This window comes from Mesorhizobium sp. Root552, assembly GCF_001427285.1.
GTDB lineage: Bacteria > Pseudomonadota > Alphaproteobacteria > Rhizobiales > Rhizobiaceae > Mesorhizobium.
The window spans coordinates 101,166-119,613 of sequence record NZ_LMFV01000011.1; the positions used below are offsets into that span (position 1 = coordinate 101,166).

The following is an 18,448-nucleotide window of genomic DNA, read 5'->3' on the forward strand; positions in this document are numbered from 1 at the left end:
CCACTCACTTGCGGGCGCTGCTGCACCACACACGGAAAGCCGTCGTTCCAACGTCGGCTCAACTTCAGGGTCGGGAAAACACGCCTTCGCTGGTCAACTGCATATTGGTCAGCGTGCGTTCGGCATGGGTGAGCCGCCAGTTCAGCATCTTTTGCGCATAGTCGCGCACGACCGCCGCCATCTCGGGACGATCGGCCAGATTGTGCATCTCATCGGGATCGCTGGAGAGGTCGAACAAGAGCGGCGGCAAGGCCGCGAAGTGCACGTATTTGTAGCGCGCGTCGCGGATAACGGCGTAGCTGCACTCGTCCGACTTGATGCCAAGGGCGGTTTCGGCTCGCTGTGCCTTCACCGTGCGGAAATCGTGCTCGAAAAACACTTCCTCGCGCCAGTTCGCAGGCGGCGTGCCATGCACATGGCCGAGCAGCGACGTGCCATCGCAAGTGCGCGGCACGGGCAGGCCAAGCCAATCGAGAATGGTCGGCATGATGTCTATCGCTTCGGTGAAGGCTTCCACACGAGCACCCCTTGAGACATTGGCCTCCAGCCTCGGGTCGCGGATCACCAACGGCAGGTGAAACGCCTGGTCGAAGTAGATTTCCTTGCCCCAGACATGATGCTGGCCCAGCATCTCGGCGTGATCGCTGGTGACGACGATCAGTGTGCGCTCGTACTGCCCCGTCGCCTTGAGATGGGCGATGATACGGCCAAGATGATGATCCACCTCCGAAACCAGGCCATAATAGGCGGCGCGCATCTGTCGGATTTCGAGGTCGTCGGCCTCTACCGGATTGAATGGACTGTGATCGTCGTATTTACCGGGCTCGCCGATGCGTTCCAACTCATACGCCAGCAGCGGATGCTGGCGTCTTTCCTCCGCCAGTGTAGGCGCACGCGCGGGAAACACCACGTCCTTCGGATCGACCATTGCATTGTAGGGTTCAGGGACGATCAGCGGAGGATGCGGGCGATAGAACACGAAATGTGCGAACCACGGCGCTTGTTCGCGCTCCGACATCCAATCGATGAAACGGTCGGTAAGGAAAGCGGTCTCGCTTTGCCCGGCCGGATAGACCGCAGGAATGAAACGAAAGCCGCGATCTTGCGGCAAGTCGAATGGCTGGCGCGGTCGAAAGGCATCGTCGCGGCCATTGGGAAGGCTGTAGCCAAGCGTCTCGAGATGGGCGACCCATGCCGCCATGTCGTCGGGCAGATGGAGCGCGGCGTCGAAGCCCGGCAACACGCCCTTGTCGTAGCCGGTAAGCACCGGATCGTCCGGATCGCGCCCACGCGGGTCCATGCTGGTGTCGGTGTAGCCGAACAGTGCAGGTTCGTAGCCGGCCTTGCGCGCCTCCAGCGCGACATTGGCATGGCGGGCATCAAGCGGCGTGCCGTTCCTGCCCGACCGGTGGTTCATCAAATAGAGGCCGGTTAGCAGGCTCGCCCGCGACGGCCCGCACGGCGTGCATTGGCCAAAGTGGTTCTTGAACAGCACGCCATCAGCGGCAAGCGCATCGAGATTGGGCGTGCGCACATTGGGGTGGCCGAGTGCAGAAATGCAGTCCGCCCGCCACTGGTCGGCGCAAATGAACAGGACATTCGGCTTACTGGTCAAAGGCTTGCTCTCGTTCCCGGAATCAGTTTGCGAACCCAATCATGGAGACCTTCAGGAGCCGCGCGCAATAGTCCTGTCGGTGGCGGCGAGCAGTTTGCGCACGGCGCGGCGCGCGGCTTGCGGGCGCTGCAGGCGAATATTGCGCTCAACCGTTTCGTGCAGCACTTGCGCCAGCGCCAGATCGTCGCCTTCGCGCGTAGTGAAGAGAAACAAATGATGGAAAGCCTGCTCGATCAGCACGCCGAGCGGCACCAGAAGATCGTTTCCAGACGCCTGCAAAATGGCGAGGTGAAAGCGCGTGTCGGCGCTCGTGCGCTCTTCCAGCGAATTTGCTGCGCCCATGACGCGACAGGCTGAGCTGATTTCGGCCATCTGAGCCTCGGTGCGTCGCGTCGCAGCAAGGGCGGCAGCCTCCGGTTCAATGATGTGGCGAAACTCCTGCACCGACTTCAGGAACGCCTCGCGGTCGGGTGCAGCCGCGTACCAGGCCAGCACGTCGCGGTCGAGCAGGTTCCAGCGCTCCCTCGGCTCGACGCGGCTGCCGATCTTGGGTCGAGATGCCAACAGGCTCTTGGCCATGAGCATCTTGATCGCTTCGCGCACGGCCGAACGGCTGATGTCGAATTCCTGCGACCAATGCGCCTCGTTGGGAAGGATCGTTCCCGGCGCGTAGTCGCCGCGCACGATACGCTGCCCGATTTCATTGGCGAGAGAGGCGTGCAGGCTGGTCCCTGAATCGGAAAGCGACTCGCGCGAGCGAGATGTCCTCGATCTGGATTTCTTCTCGTCCATGCTTTCCTCGCCTACGAGCCGCAGCCCTGTGCCAGAAAGGCGGCGAAGAAGAAAGTGTCAAGGCTTGCCGGCTTTGTGCGCATCGAGCATGCGGCGTGCGCTTTCCTCGTCGGTGATGAGCACGGTGGGCGCAAAAAGGTTCATCGCGCCAAGCAGCGCCTCGATCTTTTCCTGCCCGCCGGAGGTCAGGATGCGCATAGGCGCGCGGCGCAGGCGATCCACCTCGACCGACATGACAAGATCGTTGACCGGGTGATCGACAAGATCGCCGTTCCTATCGAAGAAATGGAACAGAAGGTCGCCCACCGCCCCGCGCGCCAGCAAGGCCTCCCGGTCGGAATCCTTGAGGAAGCCGCCACGGTAGAACGTCGTGGCCGAAGCGATGCCGCCAATGCTGACCAGCACGGCGTCGAGCGTATCGGCAAGCTGGAAGATTTCCTGCAGGCCGCACCGTTCGACCAGCGCAACCTTGGTCGCAACGCTGTCGACCACGGCGGGAGTCGGGATGAGATAGCCGTCGCCCTGGAAGGCCTGCGCGAATCGCCAGGCAAATTCGGCCGGGTTGAACCGACGCGCCACGCCGACGCCGCCGAGCAGGGAGATTACCTTGAAGTCGCTCAGCGATTTCGAGCTGATGAAAGGCAGGCTCCCGAACAGCGTCTGGCCCCAACCGACACCCACCCGCATGCCCGACTTCATGGTTTCGGACACGAAGCTTCCGGCCTTGGCGGCAATGGCCGGGATCGGATCGGCTTCCGGCGCTGACAATGGCGCAACGATGGCCTGTTCGAGACCGAACGCCTTTTCCAGCGCCCGCTCCAGCCGAACGATCTCGACCAGTTCGCTTTCAATGGCGATCTTGACCTCGGCGCGCGCGCGCGCTTCGGCCAGCATGCGCACCACGGTAACCCGCCCGATGCCGAGGACATCCGCGATTTCGTTCTGCGTCATCTGCTCGATGAAATACATCCAAGCCGCGCGTATCCTGAGACGATCGCTGCGGTTTTCGCTGGCCAGATGGCTGGTTGCCTGGTCTTCGACCGACCCGGCGCTCCTGCGCGGCTTTCTTGCCAATGCTCTCAACTCCCCCGAGATTCGTTCACCATTCCTTAGCAATTCGGCGCAACTGCACAATATGATCTATTGACCGAGTATGTGGGTTGGGAACAATCCTACTTTCGACACTGCACAAGTTCAGCACGCGACCCACACCAAGCCGAGGCGTTAAATGCTGCGTGAAATCTCCGAAGAGGTACGCATCAACCTGAAGGATCGGCTGCGCGACGTGCGCCAGGCCATCCGCCAGCGCCGCCACGACAGCGGCCGCTCGAACCTGCTGCCATTGCCGGGCGCGGGAGGCTCGGTGCCGTTTCCGCTGCGCGAGATCGAAGGCCTGCTCGGGCATGCCGTGAGCGCGTTCGACGACGCCATGACGGCAGCCGAAACGCTGGTGCCTTATGAGGGTCGACCCACAGGCGCTCCGCGTTCGCTGGAAGCCTACTTCTCGCTCAAGGGCAAGCAGAACCTGCTGGCCGGGGAACGGGCATTCCGCCGCGACATGTATTATCTGGTCAAGACCATGCTGGCGCGAAGGAACGCCAGCGCCGACCGTGTGCATGAGGCGAGCTTTGCCGCCGTCCACGCCGCGATGCTGCAGCGCCATCCTGACCTGCTCACAGCGCTCGGCAACACGACGGGCGAGACGGACCGGACGGCACAGGTGGCGCAGATTTGCGCGGCACTGGTCGTCGAATTCCTGCACCAGCGTCCGTTGCGGCTCGAGATACCTGAAGGCGCCGTCAAGAACCCGATGGAGGCCGAAAGCGCGCTTACCATCTCGCTGCTGGCCCCGGCGGCACTCGCCTGCGGGCTTGCCAGCATCGGCACAGGCGAAGAGCCGGATTCCGATCCGCTGGAAATCGCGGCGCTGGCGGTCGAGGCGCGGCTCGACAGGATCATAGCGGCTTGCCGCGGGGGCGATCCGGTTGCCGAGCTGACACCCGTCTTTGCGATGCTCCTGTTTCACCTGCGCTGAGGCAGGCATCTGAGGCGAAGAAGCCAAAAGACCGTAAAAACAACGTCGTAGGCGCTTCCGCTGAATCAAGTTCAACGGAAGCCATCGTTGCATCACCCGGCCTTGCCCAATTCGACGACCACCTTCTTGGCGCGCGGGACTGATGCCGGGCTCATGCTGAGCTCGGTCAGGCCCATGCGGAGGAAAGCTGGAATGAGATCGGGGCGGCCAGCCGCCTCGCCGCACATGCCGACCATGATGCCGGCCTCGACGCCTGCCTTCGCCGTCATTTCGATTGCCGCCATCACCGCCGGATTGGCGACATCGTTGAGCTTCACCACGGTTGGATTAAGCCGGTCGGCGGCCATCACATACTGGGTCAGGTCGTTGGTGCCGATGGAGAAAAACGCCACTTCCCTGGCCAGCGCAGGCGCGATCAGAACAGCTGCCGGCGTCTCGATCATCACCCCCAGCGCGAATTCGCCGAACGCCGTGCCCTGCTGCTTCAATTCCACCTTGCATTCCTCGATCAGCACGCGGGTGCGGCGAACCTCGTCGAGGTCGGAAACCATCGGCAGCATCACCTTGACGTTGCCGTGGACGGCGGCGCGCAAAAGCGCCCTCAACTGCTGCTTGAAGATATCCGGCCGGTCGAGGCACATGCGGATGCCGCGCCAGCCGAGGAACGGGTTCTCTTCCTCGGGGAACTCGATGCCCGCGATAGGTTTGTCGCCACCGATGTCGAGAGTGCGCACGATGACCGGATACGGTGCGAACGCCTTGGCAAGCGCGCTGTAGGTCTCGGCCTGCATGTCTTCGGACGGCAGGTGCATGTGGCGCATGAACAGAAGCTCGGTGCGAAACAGCCCGACGCCCATAGCGCCCGCCTCTTTCGCCGCATCGATTTCCTCAAGCGAGCCAAGATTGGCCGCGACCTCGATGACGGTGCCGTTGGCGAGCGTCGGCACAGTGTCCCTGAACATGGTCAGCGCGTCGCGTTCGGCCCTGGCGTCGCTCATGCGTCTCTCGTAATCCGCACGCGCGTCAGCATCGGGATCGGCAATGATGGCGCCGGAATTGCCGTTGACCGCAACGACCTTTGCCGAGCGCAACTCAGCAACCCGCTCGCCCAATCCCAGCACGGCGGGAATGCCGTGCGAGCGCGCGATGATGGCGATGTGTGACGTCGCTCCGCCGTGACCACAAACGACGGCACCAATGCGCTTCAATGGTGCACGGGCGAGATCCCATGCCCCTATATCGTCGGCAATGAGCACCGCGCCCTGGGGAATCTGTTCGAGGCTGACATCGTCTTGTCCGAGCAGCGCAAGGCATATCTGCCGCCCCACCGCCTGCATGTCGTCGGCCCGCGCGTTGAGGTAGGGGTCCTCGACTGCGCCGAATTCCTCCGCCAGCCTTGAACTGACAGCAATGGTTGCGGCAACGGCATCGGCGCCCTCGCGGATCATCGCGACCGTGTCGCCCACCAGCGTCTCGTCACCGGCGATATCGCGCAGCGCCGCGACGATGCCGCGATCGCCACCTGCCAGCGTCTCGTCGGCAAGGGCCTTGTCCATGCGGGTGCGCACGGCGGCAATTGCTGCCTGGAATTTCGCCAGTTCCGGCTCGATCTCGTGCGCCGCGAGCGCACGGCCATCGGAGCGGATCTCAGGCGGGAAATGCGCGAATGCCGGACCGAGATGCACACCCTCGCTGGCGGCGATGCCGACAAGTCCTGAATCGGAAGCCGCCTGCGACAGCGGCGGCGCAGGCTGAAGGGCAACCGCGTCCGCACCATCGGCCTTTGCAGCGTCATCTTCTTCCAGGCCGGCGCGAGGGTTTTCCAGATAACCGATCAGCGCCTCGACCGCCTCGATGGCATCCGCCCCGTTGGCGCGCACGGTGACTTCCTGCCCTTCCTTGACGCCGAGCAGCATCAGCTTGACGGAGCTCTTGGCGCTGACCGCCTTGCCGTCCTTGACGATATCGACCTCGGATTCGAAGCTCTTGGCGAGCTTGACGAACCTTGTAGCCGGACGGGCATGCAGTCCTTCATGCACCCTGACGATCGTCGAGCGTTCCATCACATCTACTCTGTTGTTCTCAATACGACCGCGAAACGGCCAGATTTCAGGCCGTGATCGTGATGACCGTATCCGGCTTCAATGCGGCGACGAGTTCATCCGTCTCGACCGTCGAGGCGCAAATCTCGCCCGGTCTTTCGGCGCTTCCCGCGCCATTGAACGTGATCACGACATGGCCGATTTCGCGCACTTTCGCCCACGCGCTCGGGCCAATGGCTGTGATCGTAGCGGATACCGGGCCAATGGCGATCGACGCACCGACCTGCGGTGCGCCGACGCTGGGCCCCTCTTCCGTTTTGTGCAGAACGGAGACTTCGGCCAGTTCAGGCGGCGAGCCATCTGCGAACAGGATGATAACGCCGCCTTCGGCGAGGTCCGCCACTTCGGGCCCGATAGCCGTAACCCGTGTTCTCAAAAGAACTGTCATGTGGCGAACCTCGATTTTAACTTACAGAACGAACAGGCTGACGACCCATGCGATCAGCACGGAGACGGGGCCCATGATCTGGCGGCTGATCAGCACCGCCGGCACGCCGATCTCGATCGTCTTCGGCTTGGCTTCGCCAAGCGCCAGGCCGACCGGGACGAAGTCGCAACCCACCTGCGTGTTGTAGGCAAACAGCGCCGGCAGGGCCATTGCGGGCGAGATCGTGCCATTGGCTATCTGCGGGCCGATGATGGCGACGCCGATGACCTGCGCGATCACCGCGCCCGGCCCCAATATGGGCGACAGGAACGGCAGGCCGCAGATGGCCGAGATGATCAACAGACCGATGATGTTGTTGGCGAGCGGTCCCATCGGCTGTGCCAGCACGTCACCGATGCCGGTATAGAGGATGAGGCCGATCAGCATGGTCACGAACGCCATGAACGGCAGGACGTTGCGGATCACCTGGTCGATGGTGCGGCGACCGGCATTGAAGAAGATGCCGACCACGCGTCCCATGATGCGGCCGATCGAGCTGATCAGGTTGACGAAACCGCCTTCGTTCGGCAGCGGCTGGGCCGCCGACGCCTTGGAAGACGAACTGCTGCTGCTTGATGCCATGGATGCGCCCCCCGCGCTTGTCACTGCTTCCGAGCCGTCGGCCATGGCGACGTTCTCCGGCTTGACGCCTGATACATAGATGTCTTCGGTGATGAACTGGGCAAGCGGCCCAGCCTGTCCGACCGGCGTCAGGTTGACGGTCGGGATGCGCTTGCGCGGATAGACGCCGCAACGAGCGGTTCCGCCGCAATCGACGACGACGACCGCCATTTCGCCTTCGACGGGCGGCGCCTTGAAGCCATCCACGGCTTCGGCGCCGGTCATCTCGGCGATCAGCGCGGCGACCGGATGAATGCCGCCGCCTGTGACGGACACCACCTTGTTGCGCTGCTCGTCAGGCTGGATGACGAGCGGGCCGCCCCAGCCACCGGAGCCCTTGGAAATCTTTACGGCTTTGTATGTCTTGGCCATGTTGTCCTCCCGCCCGCTTAGAGCTCAACGCCCTGGCGGCGTGCCATGATGGCGGTGATGCGTTCGGTCAGCATGCCCTTGAACAGGATGACGACGAGGCCGACGATGGCGTACCAGATCGCAACCTGGATATGGTAGCCGCTGGCGACTGCGCCCTTCTTCTCAAGCTCGAGAAGCGCCACCAGAATACCGCCCCAGACGAAGTATTCGCCCGGATTGATATGCGGGAACAGGCCGAGCGGCGGATGAACGTAGGAAACGGCCGCATCGTAGAAGGCCGGCTTGTGCTTTTCTTCGAGAAACGAACCGAAGGTGTAAGCCATCGGGTTGGTCAGGAAGAAGACGGCGAGCAAAGGCAGCACCGTATAGCGGGTGAGCGCGATCCTGCCGGCGCCGCGGGCAAGACCATGCACGCGTTCCTCACCGACCAGCTCGGTCACCGCATAAAATGCCGTCATCAGCACGACGAGCGTCGGAATGATGCCGGTGACGAAGCCGGCAAACACTTCGCCGCCCTTCTGGAAGATGCCGATAAAGTACTTGCCGATGGCGGTAAGCCAGCCAAGCTGCTCTTCCTGCTGCACTTCGTTCAGCTTTTCGCGGAACTGGTCGACGGTGAGGTTGCCACTGTCGGCTTGAGCCAGAACGACGAGTTGGTCTGAGGCATGCTCCACGGCAAGCTTGCCGTGCAAGGCAGCATCCGAGACCATCGAACCCGCGACATGCAGGTTCTGCATGGCCAAGTCGGCATGCTGCGCCAACATTGAAAATACAGACATTTTTCCTCCTAATGCCGCGCTGCCCTACTATCCCGGTAGGCTTGCGGCGCCCTCTATGCGCTTGCTGCACTCAAGCCGGACAAGCCCGGCTCTTTCCCCGGCTCCGACCGTGCCCGGTCGATCTGCTCGATCGCCCGCTTCACGGCCTCGGCCACACCGGGTTCCCCCTCCCCAAGAACTGCAGGGTTGGACCGGATGCTGTCGAGGGTTGCCCCTTCAAATTCCTCGTGACGCTTGAACTTGGTGAACACCGAGCGCCCGCTCATGATCAAAAGCCTGCGCACGATCAGGTCGGGCGTCACCACGAGCAGCACGATCGTGCCCTTGCGAAAACGGCCGCGACTGTTACCGGCGCCGACGAAGCCGTCCTTGTACTTCTCGGTGATGCCCTTGAAGACATCGGTGTAGTGGCGCATCTGCATCCACACGCCGAGCGCCTGCAGCCCCCAGACGAGCGCCAGCAGTAGCAATGCCCATTGCCAAATTGCCATCAGGCCCTTCCTCCCAAGCCTCCGCGCGGCCGCACGCTCGGTGGCGCAACATGCCCAATTAGAGAACATTTGTTTTCTTGAGTGTCAATATGTATGATTTCAACAGCCCCGTTGGCACAGCGGATCGGCATGCTAGAATCACCCTTCAAAAGGGATTTGACGATGGATATTCGGTTCAAGGATGAGTTGGCGTCAATGCCCGACCTGCGCCACCGCCTGAGGCGACTGCGTTGGTTTCGCGCCACTTTTCGCGCCAGCGCTCGTGCCGTGACCGAAGCCTATGGCATTCGTTTCGTCATTGACGACGCGAAACTTACCCGCGCCTTCCTCGACTGGATCGAGATTGCCGAAGCCGACAAGAAGTTTGCGGAAATCGACCGCGCCGATTTCATCGTCTTTGCCGCCGGTCTCGTCCTGCGCGAATTGATTCGCCAGGATCCCGCCAAGGCAACAGGCGAAGTGTCGCGCCAAAATGACGAGGCCGCAGGTCAGGAAAGCACGGAAGAAATCGTGCGCTTCTGGCCGGAAGGCTTCCTCTATACCAACTATTGCGTCTCCGCGGTCGCGGCCATCCACGAACAGGAGTTCGGCACGGCTCCGACCATCGACAAATGCGCCGACGACCTGCGCACATGGTGGTCCTATCGGGAAAACGTCACGGAAATGCCGGCCTACGCCGTGGCTTTCCTGGATCGTTTCCTCGGCAGCGAACCGAACTGGGTTTCGCCCGACCATGTGCCGTCGCGACGTGCCATGCGACAGATGCTGCAATCGCTGTCAGGCCAGCCTGCGACAGGTTTGCCCACACAGTAATCCATCGGCGCTATTGAACATTTGCATTTTCAACTATAGCGATGTGCGCGTTTTGCGAATTGGAGAAGGCAGCGCGTGGCATCATCCCCACTGATCATCTTCGACTGCGACGGCGTACTGGTGGATAGCGAGCCGCTGGCGGCGCTCGCTTATGAGCGTGTTTACGAGAAGCACGGCATGAGCGGTGTGAGCGCCGACATCATTGCCCAGTGCATCGGCATGAAGCAGGCCGACATCATCGTGCGCATCAAGGAGCTTACCGGCCATCAGTTCCCGGCAGAAGCAGGCGACGACATCTGGGCGGAAACAAAGGCGCTTTTTACCGAGCAGCTTGCCCAGACCCGGGACCTCGCTGCATTCCTGTCATCGCTTGGAGAGAAGCGCTGCGTGGCGTCCTCCTCCTCGCTCGAACGCATTCACCACAGCCTCGATGTCACTGGATTGGCTACGTTTTTCGGTGATGCAATCTTTTCCTCTTCGATGGTCAAGCGCGGCAAGCCGGCGCCGGACATCTTCCTTTTCGCAGCCGAGAAGATGGGAGCGGAGCCGGCCAACTGCGTGGTGATCGAAGACTCACCCTTCGGCGTCGAAGGTGCGGTCGCAGCCGGCATGACGGCAATTGGCTATACAGGCGGCAGCCACAGCTATTCCAGCCACGGCGAGGTTCTGTCTGCCCGAGGAGCAACTGCGATCTGCAAGGACTGGATCGAAGTCGGCAGCAAACTTCGCGAGTTGGGCTTTACTGCCTGATCCGGCTGCCGGCTCAAAGGCTGACGACCAGCTCATCGCCAAGGCGCGTTTCGCCAAACCAGTTCAGACGGTTGATGCTGACGGAACCAGCATCGACAACGCTGTTTTCATCACCCGGCGTCGTGTCGTGCCCACGTCCGCGCGGCAATAAGAGCACGGTACGGTCGCCATCGGTTTCAACCACTTCGGCGGTCCGGCCAATCTTGTCGCGACCGATGCGGGGCTGCCTGATTGCGGCGGGTAGCGCGGCGGGCAGGTTGATGCTGAGCCAGTGCCCTTCGACCGCCCATTCGTCACGCTTTTCCCATAGCGATCCGATCAGGCCCGCCAGCCAGGTTTCATCCCCAGGGCCGACAGTCGGATTTTTCACACGCGAGATGCCGATTGCGGGAATCCCCCAGAAGGTTGCCTCGCGGGCAATGCCGAGCGTTCCGGAATAGGCGAGGTCCTCGGCCACGTTGCGGCCGTCATTGACGCCGGCAAGCACGAGGTCCGGCTTGGGCTGATCCTTGAACAGCCACGCCATCGCTGTAATCACGCAGTCGGCGGGTCGGCCGGAACAGGAAAAGCGTTTCTCAGCCCGTCGCTGCATGGTGATGGGCTGAGCCAGCGTCAGCGACGGCCCCGCAGCCGTGTGCTTCTTCTCGGGCGCGACCACCCAGACATCGTCACTCAAATGCCGTGCCGCTTCGGCAAGACGGGCAATGCCCGGCGCATCGATGCCATCATCGTTGGAGATCAGGATGCGCATCGTATCTCTCCGTTTCCTACCGCCAGCCGGTCGCCGGTGCGGCTTTCGACCTGCAATGCAGGTATGCGGGAGGCCAATCGGGAAAGCTCCGCCGGCCCGCATGAATGTCCGAGCACCGGGGGACGTCCGGCCTGCTCCCAGATGGCGACATTTCCCGACACGGTCGGATGCGTTGGCATCCTGATCCAGTCCGCGCGACCCTTTGCATGGAGGATTTCGCCCGGCGTACCGGCCGGTAGATGGCCGCTGAGCAGGATCGGACAGTTGGCCGCGTCTGCCAGCGGAATCAATCGAGCCGACGGGCCGGCGCGGCCCATTCCATCGTCGGCAAGCAGAGGGCAGTCCGGCAAAGGCTGTCCATCCGACCAGTCGAGAGCTTGCGCGAGACGCTTGCGAAGCACATCGGCAATACTCGGCCTGAGCGCCGCATCCGCCTCGATCTGGGCCTGCAAGGATGCGCGCATTGAGGCATGGATGGCGAACCGGCCCGGCATCGCAGCGATAAGTTCCAGCGACCGGCCCGACAGCGGCGTCGGCAGCAGGCAACCTCCATTGTGCGCTTCGATCCAAGCGGCAATCTGCCTGGCGCGATCGGTGCCGGAGACAGGGTCGGCTCCGTAGGAAGCATCCAGCATGACGAGATCACAGGCCGGGATCGGATCCATGACGAAGACCGCGCTATCTGGCACCACGTCCGCGCAATAGACGACGCGGGTCTCGCCAGCGCTCGCGGCGAACCAGACGCCACCGACCACGTGGCCCGACCGCCCGGTGCCGATACTCAAGCCCGCAACCTCCAGACTATCGCCGGGCCGAAACAGCTCGATCCTGTCGGCGGGAAACGGGAAGGCGCGCAAAAGCTCAGGCTCGGCATAGGCTTCCAGCGTCGCCGGCGCCTCATCCAGCGTTTCAGCCGTCATCAGGATGCGGCCGGAAAAACCCTTCGATAACAACCAATTCAATGCACCGACATGATCCTCATGCGCGTGCGAGACCAGCACCGCTTCAAGATCGGCAACAGAATCGACTTGCGGGTAATACTCCTTGCCGCTCGCGCCGACCTTGATGCCGGCGTCGAGCATCACGCGTCGCCCGCCATGACCAATGACGATGCTGGTCCGGCCCTTTTCGCCGAACCCGCCAGCAAGTTCGATTGAAAGCGTCATGCCGGTTTTCCGTTCGGAATGAGCCAGCCGGACATGATCTTCAGCCTGATCTGCGATCCGGGTTCGAACGACCCAGGCTCTTGACGCTCGACATGCAGATGGAGGTCGGGCTGAAGCGTCGGCGAAAGCTCGACGCGCACCGCACCGCCCTTGTAGATGGCGCGGGTGACGGTGGCGTCGAAACCAGCCTCACCTTTGCCGGCTATCTCCAGATCGGGGGATCGGATGCAGATTTTGGCATCGGCGCGCGGCAACTCACCGGGACGGCAGCGGACCACGACCTCATGTCCAAGCACCTCGACCCGAACATGTCCCTCCTGTTCAGCGCTCAAGACCCTGGCCGGCAGCACGATGCCCTGTGCGATGAAGGAGGCGACCATCTCGTTGGCGGGTTCGCGGTAGAGGTCGCGCGGCGCGGCAAGCTGCGCCAGCCGGCCATGATCCATGACCGCGATGCGATCGGCCAGCGCCATCGCCTCGGCCTGGTCGTGGGTGATGTAGACGATCGTGGTACCGGTGCGCTTGTGGAAGGCGGCGAACTCGTCCTCCATCGACGCGCGCAGATGCACGTCGAGATTTGCCAGCGGCTCGTCGAACAGCACCAGCGAAGGCGCGGCGACAAGGCATCGCGCCAGCGCCACGCGCTGCCGCTGGCCGCCGGAGAGATTGGCGGGACGCCGGTCCGCCAGGCCGTCGAGATTGACCAGGGACAATGCATCCGCAACTCGCTGGCGCGCCACGGCCTTGTCCACCTTGGCGACCTTCAGCGAATAGCCGACATTTTCCGCAACAGTCATGTGCGGCCACAGCGCATAGTTCTGGAAGACGATGCCGACGCGGCGCTTTTCCGGCGGCACGCTGCCGCTGGCATCCGAAACCACGTCGCTGCCGATACGGATCTGACCGGAACTGATCTTCTCGAACCCGGCGACAAGCCTCAGCAAAGTGGTCTTCCCGCAGCCGGAAGGACCAAGCACGGCAAGAAACTCGCCGTCGCGAACATCGAGTGACACATCCTTGACGGCGTCATAGTCGCCGAAGGTCTTGGTCACATTGGCGATGGTCAGTCCCGCCATGGCAGCACTCCACTTGGAAGGTAAGGGGCAAGCAGGTTGGTCACCAGCATCAGGACGAAGGTGATCGCGACCGTGATGGCCGACATTGCCGCCGCGTAGTTGGAATCGCCGCCTTGCTCGAACGAGAACATGACGACACCGATGGTTTCGGAACCGGACGACCACAACAGCGCCGAAACCGTCAGTTCGCTGAGCGCGGTCATGAAGATGAGTAGCCCGCCCGCAATAGCGGCAGGCGCTACCAGCGGAAATACGATGGTGCGCAAGCGCGTGAACAGCCCTGCCCCGGCAACCTGCGCCGCTTCCTCGAGCGCCCGGTCGATCTGATGGTAGCCGCTGACGGTGGGCCGCAGCGCCAGCACCAGGAAGCGGGCGAGGTAGGCGTAGAGGATGATCCAGACGGTATTGTAAAGCTGGATGCCGGTGAACGGGATCGGCCGCAGGAACATCAAGAGCGCCGCAATGGCAAGCACCACGCCGGGCAGCGCGTAAGGCAATTCGATCAACAGGTTGACCAGCCTGATCCACCTTTGCTTGCCCCAGGCGATCAGATAGCCAACCGGCACGGCGACAAGCACGGCGAACACCGCAGCGGCGATGGAAAGGGCAAAGCTGTTGAAAAAGGCGCGCCTCGATCCAGCATGTTCGAACAGGACGAAGCGATAGTTGTCGAGCGTCGCGGTGGCTGACGAAAGGGCAATGCCATAGCCCGGAACGAGCGAGGTCAGGACCAGACCGAACAGCGGCAGGACAAGGATCAATATGATGAGCAGCCAGATACCCGCCTCGACCGGCACGCGCCAGCGTCCCAGTTCATAAGGTTCGGCCGAAAGCGACGTCGAAGAGATGCGATAGTCGCGCCGCCTGCTCATGATTTCCTGGGTGACGATGCCGGCCATGGCGATGACGCCGATCAGTACCGACAGGAACGCCGTCTCGCCCAGAACCGCTGGACCGCCGCCGGCCAGCTTCTGGTAGATGAGCGTTGGCAGGACGAGATAGTTGGCGGGAATGCCGAGGAAGGCAGGGATGCCGAAATTGCCGACGCAGGACACGAAGGCCAGTGCTGCTGCCGCCATTATAGAGGGCGTCATGAGCGGCAGCACCACTGTGCGCAGTACTGTGAACCAGCCTGCGCCGCCCGCTCGTGCGGCTTCGACCAGTTCACGCGGCAGCTTGCGTAGACCGGCACGCACGAGAAGGAAGACCAGCGGCCCGTATTGAACGCCGAGCAGCAGGATTATGCCTTCAGTGGAATAAAGCGGATTGCGGGTGCCGAGCGGCGGCGCAAGGCCGAGCAGCTTGAGGAAGGGACTGGCCGGGCCGAACAGTTGCAGCCAGGCAAGCGCCGTCACCTGCGGCGCGATCATCAGCGGCATGACATAGCACAGCACAAGCACGCCGCGTCCGCGAATATCGGTCAGCGTGACCAGAAGCGCCACGAACGTGCCGAGCACGACGGCGAGCAATGTGCCGAATACGCCGACGACGAGCGTGTGCCATGTCGCCACCCACGTCGCCGAACTGGACAGTCCAAGGCGGATCGCGGTGTCGGAGACAACGCCGCCCGGCGCCACCACCTCCTTCAAGAGGCGCAGCATCGGTAGCAGCGACAGAAGCACGATGACAACGGCTACCGCCGCCGTCAGGGCCATTTCCTGGCCCCGGCTTTCCTTCACCCTTGCAGTCATGGTTGCGTTCCTAAGCCCTTGAATATGCGTAACGACTGCACGGCAAGCCTCGGGATTTCCCCATCCGCGATTGCCGAGGGATCATGCGTCGTTTTCCGCGCGGCGCAAATGAGGCATTCGCTGCGGCAGGATCACCCGCCGCAGCGAACGGCCACTGTTCAATTAACCGCCGAACAGCTCGGAGAACTTGGCCTTGTCGGCTTCCGTCTTCTCGACGATCGCCTTGGTGTCGAACGACATCACCTTGACGGCAACCCCCTCGGGCAGCCAGGCGGGACGTCCGACCGAAGCCTTGGCCGGCAGGTAACCCATGTCCAGCGCCAGCTTCTGGCCTTCATCTGACAGGATGAAATCGACAAATGCCTTGGCGCCCTCGACATTCTTGGCGCTCTTCATGATCGCGACCGGCTCGGTCACGGCAGGCACGCCTTCTTCGGGGAACACGAACTCGACCGGCGAACCCTTGGCCTTGGCATTCATGGCCATGAAGTCGACGAGGATGCCGTAGGGCTTCTCGCCGCTTGCCACCGACTTCAACACCGCGCCGTTGCCGCGCACACTTACCGTATTGTTATCCTTCAACTTCTGGAAGAAATCCCAGCCATAGTTGGAATCGCCGGCGAAGCCCGAAAGCAGATAGGCCGCGGCACCGGAATAGAGTGGGCTCGGCATGACGAGACCATCCTTGTATTCAGGCTTTGCAAGATCTGCCCAGTGCGCTGGCTTTTCGGCAGCAGCGGTATTGTAGGCGATGCCGGTGGTGATCAGCTTGGAGCCGAAATAGGTCTTGTCCTTGTCGTAGGCGTCTGCCTCGATACCGTCGAGCTTGGCTTCTGGATAGGCAAGCAGCCGGTCATCTTTCTTCAAGAGCTCCATGCTGACCGCATCCGCGATCAGGAGCACATCGGCCTGCGGGCTGTTGGCGGCGAACTCGGCAGCCAGTTTGGTCATGATATCGCTGGTGCCGGAGCGATAGATATTCACTTCCGTGCCGGGATGGGCGGCCTTGAAGGCCTCGACCGTCTTTGCCGCATCAGCCTCGGGCTGCGACGTGTAAAGAGTAAGCGTATCGGCGCTGGCCGACCCCGAAACGAGCATGGCGGCAAGCGTGATCTGGCTCGCCAAAAGTGTGATGAAACGCGTCTTCATTGAGACCTCCTGATCCTTTGTGCATGGCGTCCCCGGACTTGACCGGATACAACCTGCTCCTCCCTGCACGGCGTATATGACCCGTGGATGACAACACGCCTGCAGTTATATGATATGTTCATTTGTTCGTTGTCAAATACAAATGAACATTGTTAGAGTGACAAAATCGTCACGCACAGTGGGCACACTATGCGGGGGATCGAGCGTGAATGCGGAGGGTCAGGCGCGATGGGCAAACGCAAGGTGGACAAGTCCGGCATCGAGGTGCCGATGGTGTCTTCCGACCTTAACGTCAAGACCGCATGGCTCTACTACGTCGAGGGTCTGACCCAGGAACAGATCGCCGAAAAGCTTGGAGTGAGCCGCGTCAAGGTGATGCGCACGCTGGCGGCTTGCACAGCCGAAGGCCTTGTCGTCACAACCATCAATGCCGAAACGACCGCACAGGTGGCGCTGGAACGAGCGCTTGAAAAGCGCTGGGGTCTCGATGCCGCAGTGGTCATACCGACGCCTTCGGACAAGGATCATCTCGAAAAGGCGATCGGCCATGCCGTTGCGCTCTATATTGGCGAACAGATGCAGGACGGCATGACACTGGCCATCGGTGGCGGGGCGACACTGCACGCCAGCCTCGCCTTCATGGCCAGACGCCAGCTTAAATCGGCCTCCGTGATCGGACTGGTCGGCTCGCTGCCGCATTCGCAATGGATCAATCCGTCGATCGTCGCCGCCAAGGTGGCGGAAGTACTGGGTGTCGACAGCTACCAGATCACCGCGCCGGTCATGCTGCACGACCCGGCCTTGCGCGATCTTTTGTGGGCCCAGCCGGAACTGCTCGATGTCAGGCGGCGCGCCGCCGATGCCGATATCGCGCTCATCACGGTCGGCGAGATCTCGCCAGAAGCCACCATTTTTCGCCATGCAATCGTGCCTGCAGCGCTTATCCCCTCGCTCAGAGCAAAAGGCGCGGCAGCCAACATCCTGTCTTATTTTGTTGATTCGGCAGGTAAATTAATCGAGCACGAGATTAACGACCGCGTCATGGCCATCGGTCTCGATGTGGTCAGCGCAATTCCCAATGTGGTGCTGGCTGCAGGAGGCCGCCACAAGATCGCGGCGATCCGCGCAGCCCTGAAGGCAGTGGAGGCCAACGTGCTGATCACCGACAGCGAGACGGCAAAGGCGCTCAGCGAAGGATAGGAAGCAATTCTAGATCAGGCCGCGTTCGCGCAGGAAATCATCGATCCCGACATGGGTCATTTCCTCGAACTCGGCGATCGCTTCGGCCATGCGCTGGCGCTGGCTGGCAAGCAGTGTGAACACCTGCCGCATTTCACCCGAAACGCCAAAGCGGCCCCAGCGTTCGGCAATATGGGCCGGAAGGCCAATGTCGGCGCAGAACGCTTCCAGGCTTTCATAGCCGAGCTCACGCACGAAGGCCTTGGTATCTTCCGCCGACATGCGCTGCTCGAAGGCATGGTCGTGAAGGCGTTGCGCCATCAGCCTTATGTCTGCGGGAGACGCCCCCATGAGCCTGGAGACGAAATTCCGGACTTCAGAAGGCTGGAAGGGGGGCAGGGGCTGAACTCCTCGTGGCCGGGATGCGTTCGCGAAGCGAAAGGCATCTCCTGTAACTAGCTCAATATAACCGATCTTCCAGACAGGTCACTGCGCAAGATCAAACAGATGCCAGAGGCGGCAACACCACCGCTATCTGTCACACCAGCATGGCCATCGGGTTTTCGATGAGGCGCTTGAAGGCGCCGATGAGTTCGGCTCCGAGTGCGCCGTCCACCGCCCGATGGTCGGTCGAGAGCG

At 62.1% G+C, this 18,448-nt stretch carries 19 protein-coding genes; 4 read left to right on the plus strand and 15 right to left on the minus strand.

The genetic code is table 11. The features are described 5' to 3' along the window. Nucleotides 1-64: 64 nt before the first annotated feature. Genes ASD50_RS06295 through ASD50_RS06305 form a run of 3 tightly spaced genes read right to left on the minus strand, consistent with a single transcriptional unit; the run spans nucleotide 65 to nucleotide 3,481 of the window. Nucleotides 65-1,615, minus strand: coding sequence for an alkaline phosphatase family protein (locus ASD50_RS06295; RefSeq protein ID WP_056237573.1), 1,551 nt, complete (start codon nucleotides 1,613-1,615; stop codon nucleotides 65-67). Nucleotides 1,616-1,666: 51 nt separating this feature from the next. Then, complete coding sequence (locus ASD50_RS06300) at nucleotides 1,667-2,407, minus strand: FadR/GntR family transcriptional regulator (protein WP_056237577.1); 741 nt, start codon at nucleotides 2,405-2,407, stop codon at nucleotides 1,667-1,669. Nucleotides 2,408-2,464: 57 nt separating this feature from the next. Next, entirely contained in the window at nucleotides 2,465-3,481 is a 1,017-nt protein-coding gene (locus ASD50_RS06305) for a sugar-binding transcriptional regulator (RefSeq protein WP_056237580.1), read from the minus strand. Nucleotides 3,482-3,635: 154 nt separating this feature from the next. Here ASD50_RS06305 and ASD50_RS06310 point away from each other — a divergent pair, with 154 nt between their 5' ends. Then, nucleotides 3,636-4,442, plus strand: coding sequence for a hypothetical protein (locus ASD50_RS06310; RefSeq protein WP_056237582.1), 807 nt, complete (start codon nucleotides 3,636-3,638; stop codon nucleotides 4,440-4,442). A 92-nt stretch (nucleotides 4,443-4,534) separates the two neighbouring features. Here the strand turns inward: ASD50_RS06310 and ptsP are convergent, their stop codons facing one another. The 5 genes from ptsP to ASD50_RS06335 are packed head-to-tail and all read right to left on the minus strand — an operon-like array spanning nucleotide 4,535 to nucleotide 9,234. After that, nucleotides 4,535-6,505, minus strand: coding sequence for a phosphoenolpyruvate--protein phosphotransferase (gene ptsP / locus ASD50_RS06315; RefSeq protein WP_056237585.1), 1,971 nt, complete (start codon nucleotides 6,503-6,505; stop codon nucleotides 4,535-4,537). A gap of 46 nt (nucleotides 6,506-6,551) precedes the next feature. Continuing rightward, on the minus strand, nucleotides 6,552-6,932 hold the full coding sequence (locus ASD50_RS06320; protein WP_056237587.1) for a PTS glucitol/sorbitol transporter subunit IIA: 381 nt from the start codon (nucleotides 6,930-6,932) through the stop codon (nucleotides 6,552-6,554). A 21-nt stretch (nucleotides 6,933-6,953) separates the two neighbouring features. After that, on the minus strand, nucleotides 6,954-7,964 hold the full coding sequence (locus ASD50_RS06325) for a PTS glucitol/sorbitol transporter subunit IIB (protein WP_056237590.1): 1,011 nt from the start codon (nucleotides 7,962-7,964) through the stop codon (nucleotides 6,954-6,956). 17 nt (nucleotides 7,965-7,981) lie between these two features. After that, nucleotides 7,982-8,743 carry a PTS glucitol/sorbitol transporter subunit IIC gene (locus ASD50_RS06330; RefSeq protein ID WP_156464962.1) on the minus strand — a complete coding sequence of 254 codons (762 nt, stop codon included), beginning with the start codon at nucleotides 8,741-8,743 and terminating at the stop codon, nucleotides 7,982-7,984. 53 nt (nucleotides 8,744-8,796) lie between these two features. Continuing rightward, entirely contained in the window at nucleotides 8,797-9,234 is a 438-nt protein-coding gene (locus ASD50_RS06335) for a transcriptional regulator GutM (protein ID WP_056237595.1), read from the minus strand. A gap of 162 nt (nucleotides 9,235-9,396) precedes the next feature. On the opposite strand from ASD50_RS06335, the gene ASD50_RS06340 reads away from it, so the two are divergent. Beyond that, nucleotides 9,397-10,047 (plus strand): hypothetical protein, encoded by a 651-nt coding sequence (locus ASD50_RS06340; RefSeq protein ID WP_056237598.1) that lies wholly within the window; start codon nucleotides 9,397-9,399, stop codon nucleotides 10,045-10,047. Nucleotides 10,048-10,122: 75 nt separating this feature from the next. After that, nucleotides 10,123-10,797 carry an HAD family hydrolase gene (locus tag ASD50_RS06345; protein ID WP_056237602.1) on the plus strand — a complete coding sequence of 225 codons (675 nt, stop codon included), beginning with the start codon at nucleotides 10,123-10,125 and terminating at the stop codon, nucleotides 10,795-10,797. 13 nt (nucleotides 10,798-10,810) lie between these two features. Here ASD50_RS06345 and ASD50_RS06350 read toward each other — a convergent pair whose 3' ends face one another. The 5 genes from ASD50_RS06350 to ASD50_RS06370 form a co-directional block, all read right to left on the minus strand. Next, nucleotides 10,811-11,548 carry a 5'/3'-nucleotidase SurE gene (locus ASD50_RS06350; RefSeq protein ID WP_056237604.1) on the minus strand — a complete coding sequence of 246 codons (738 nt, stop codon included), beginning with the start codon at nucleotides 11,546-11,548 and terminating at the stop codon, nucleotides 10,811-10,813. Further along, a complete protein-coding gene (locus tag ASD50_RS06355) occupies nucleotides 11,536-12,714 on the minus strand; it encodes an MBL fold metallo-hydrolase (RefSeq protein ID WP_056237606.1) in 1,179 nt (392 codons plus the stop codon). The genes ASD50_RS06350 and ASD50_RS06355 overlap by 13 nt, the downstream gene beginning before the upstream one ends. Further along, nucleotides 12,711-13,790, minus strand: a complete 1,080-nt coding sequence (locus tag ASD50_RS06360) for an ABC transporter ATP-binding protein (RefSeq protein ID WP_056237611.1) — start codon at nucleotides 13,788-13,790, stop codon at nucleotides 12,711-12,713. The genes ASD50_RS06355 and ASD50_RS06360 overlap by 4 nt, the downstream gene beginning before the upstream one ends. Further along, nucleotides 13,778-15,481 carry an ABC transporter permease gene (locus ASD50_RS06365; RefSeq protein WP_056237613.1) on the minus strand — a complete coding sequence of 568 codons (1,704 nt, stop codon included), beginning with the start codon at nucleotides 15,479-15,481 and terminating at the stop codon, nucleotides 13,778-13,780. Before ASD50_RS06365 ends, ASD50_RS06360 begins: the two co-directional genes overlap by 13 nt. A 162-nt stretch (nucleotides 15,482-15,643) precedes the next feature. Continuing rightward, nucleotides 15,644-16,630 carry an ABC transporter substrate-binding protein gene (locus ASD50_RS06370; protein WP_056237617.1) on the minus strand — a complete coding sequence of 329 codons (987 nt, stop codon included), beginning with the start codon at nucleotides 16,628-16,630 and terminating at the stop codon, nucleotides 15,644-15,646. 228 nt (nucleotides 16,631-16,858) lie between these two features. Between ASD50_RS06370 and ASD50_RS06375 the strand changes: the two genes are divergently transcribed. After that, nucleotides 16,859-17,830: a sugar-binding transcriptional regulator gene (locus tag ASD50_RS06375; RefSeq protein WP_056237619.1), complete on the plus strand. Its 972-nt coding sequence runs from the start codon at nucleotides 16,859-16,861 to the stop codon at nucleotides 17,828-17,830. 9 nt (nucleotides 17,831-17,839) lie between these two features. Here the strand turns inward: ASD50_RS06375 and ASD50_RS06380 are convergent, their stop codons facing one another. Next, entirely contained in the window at nucleotides 17,840-18,130 is a 291-nt protein-coding gene (locus ASD50_RS06380; protein ID WP_244484447.1) for a hypothetical protein, read from the minus strand. A gap of 217 nt (nucleotides 18,131-18,347) precedes the next feature. Then, nucleotides 18,348-18,448: 2-oxo acid dehydrogenase subunit E2 (locus tag ASD50_RS22970; protein ID WP_200952383.1), on the minus strand; the 101-nt coding region annotated here is incomplete at its 5' end.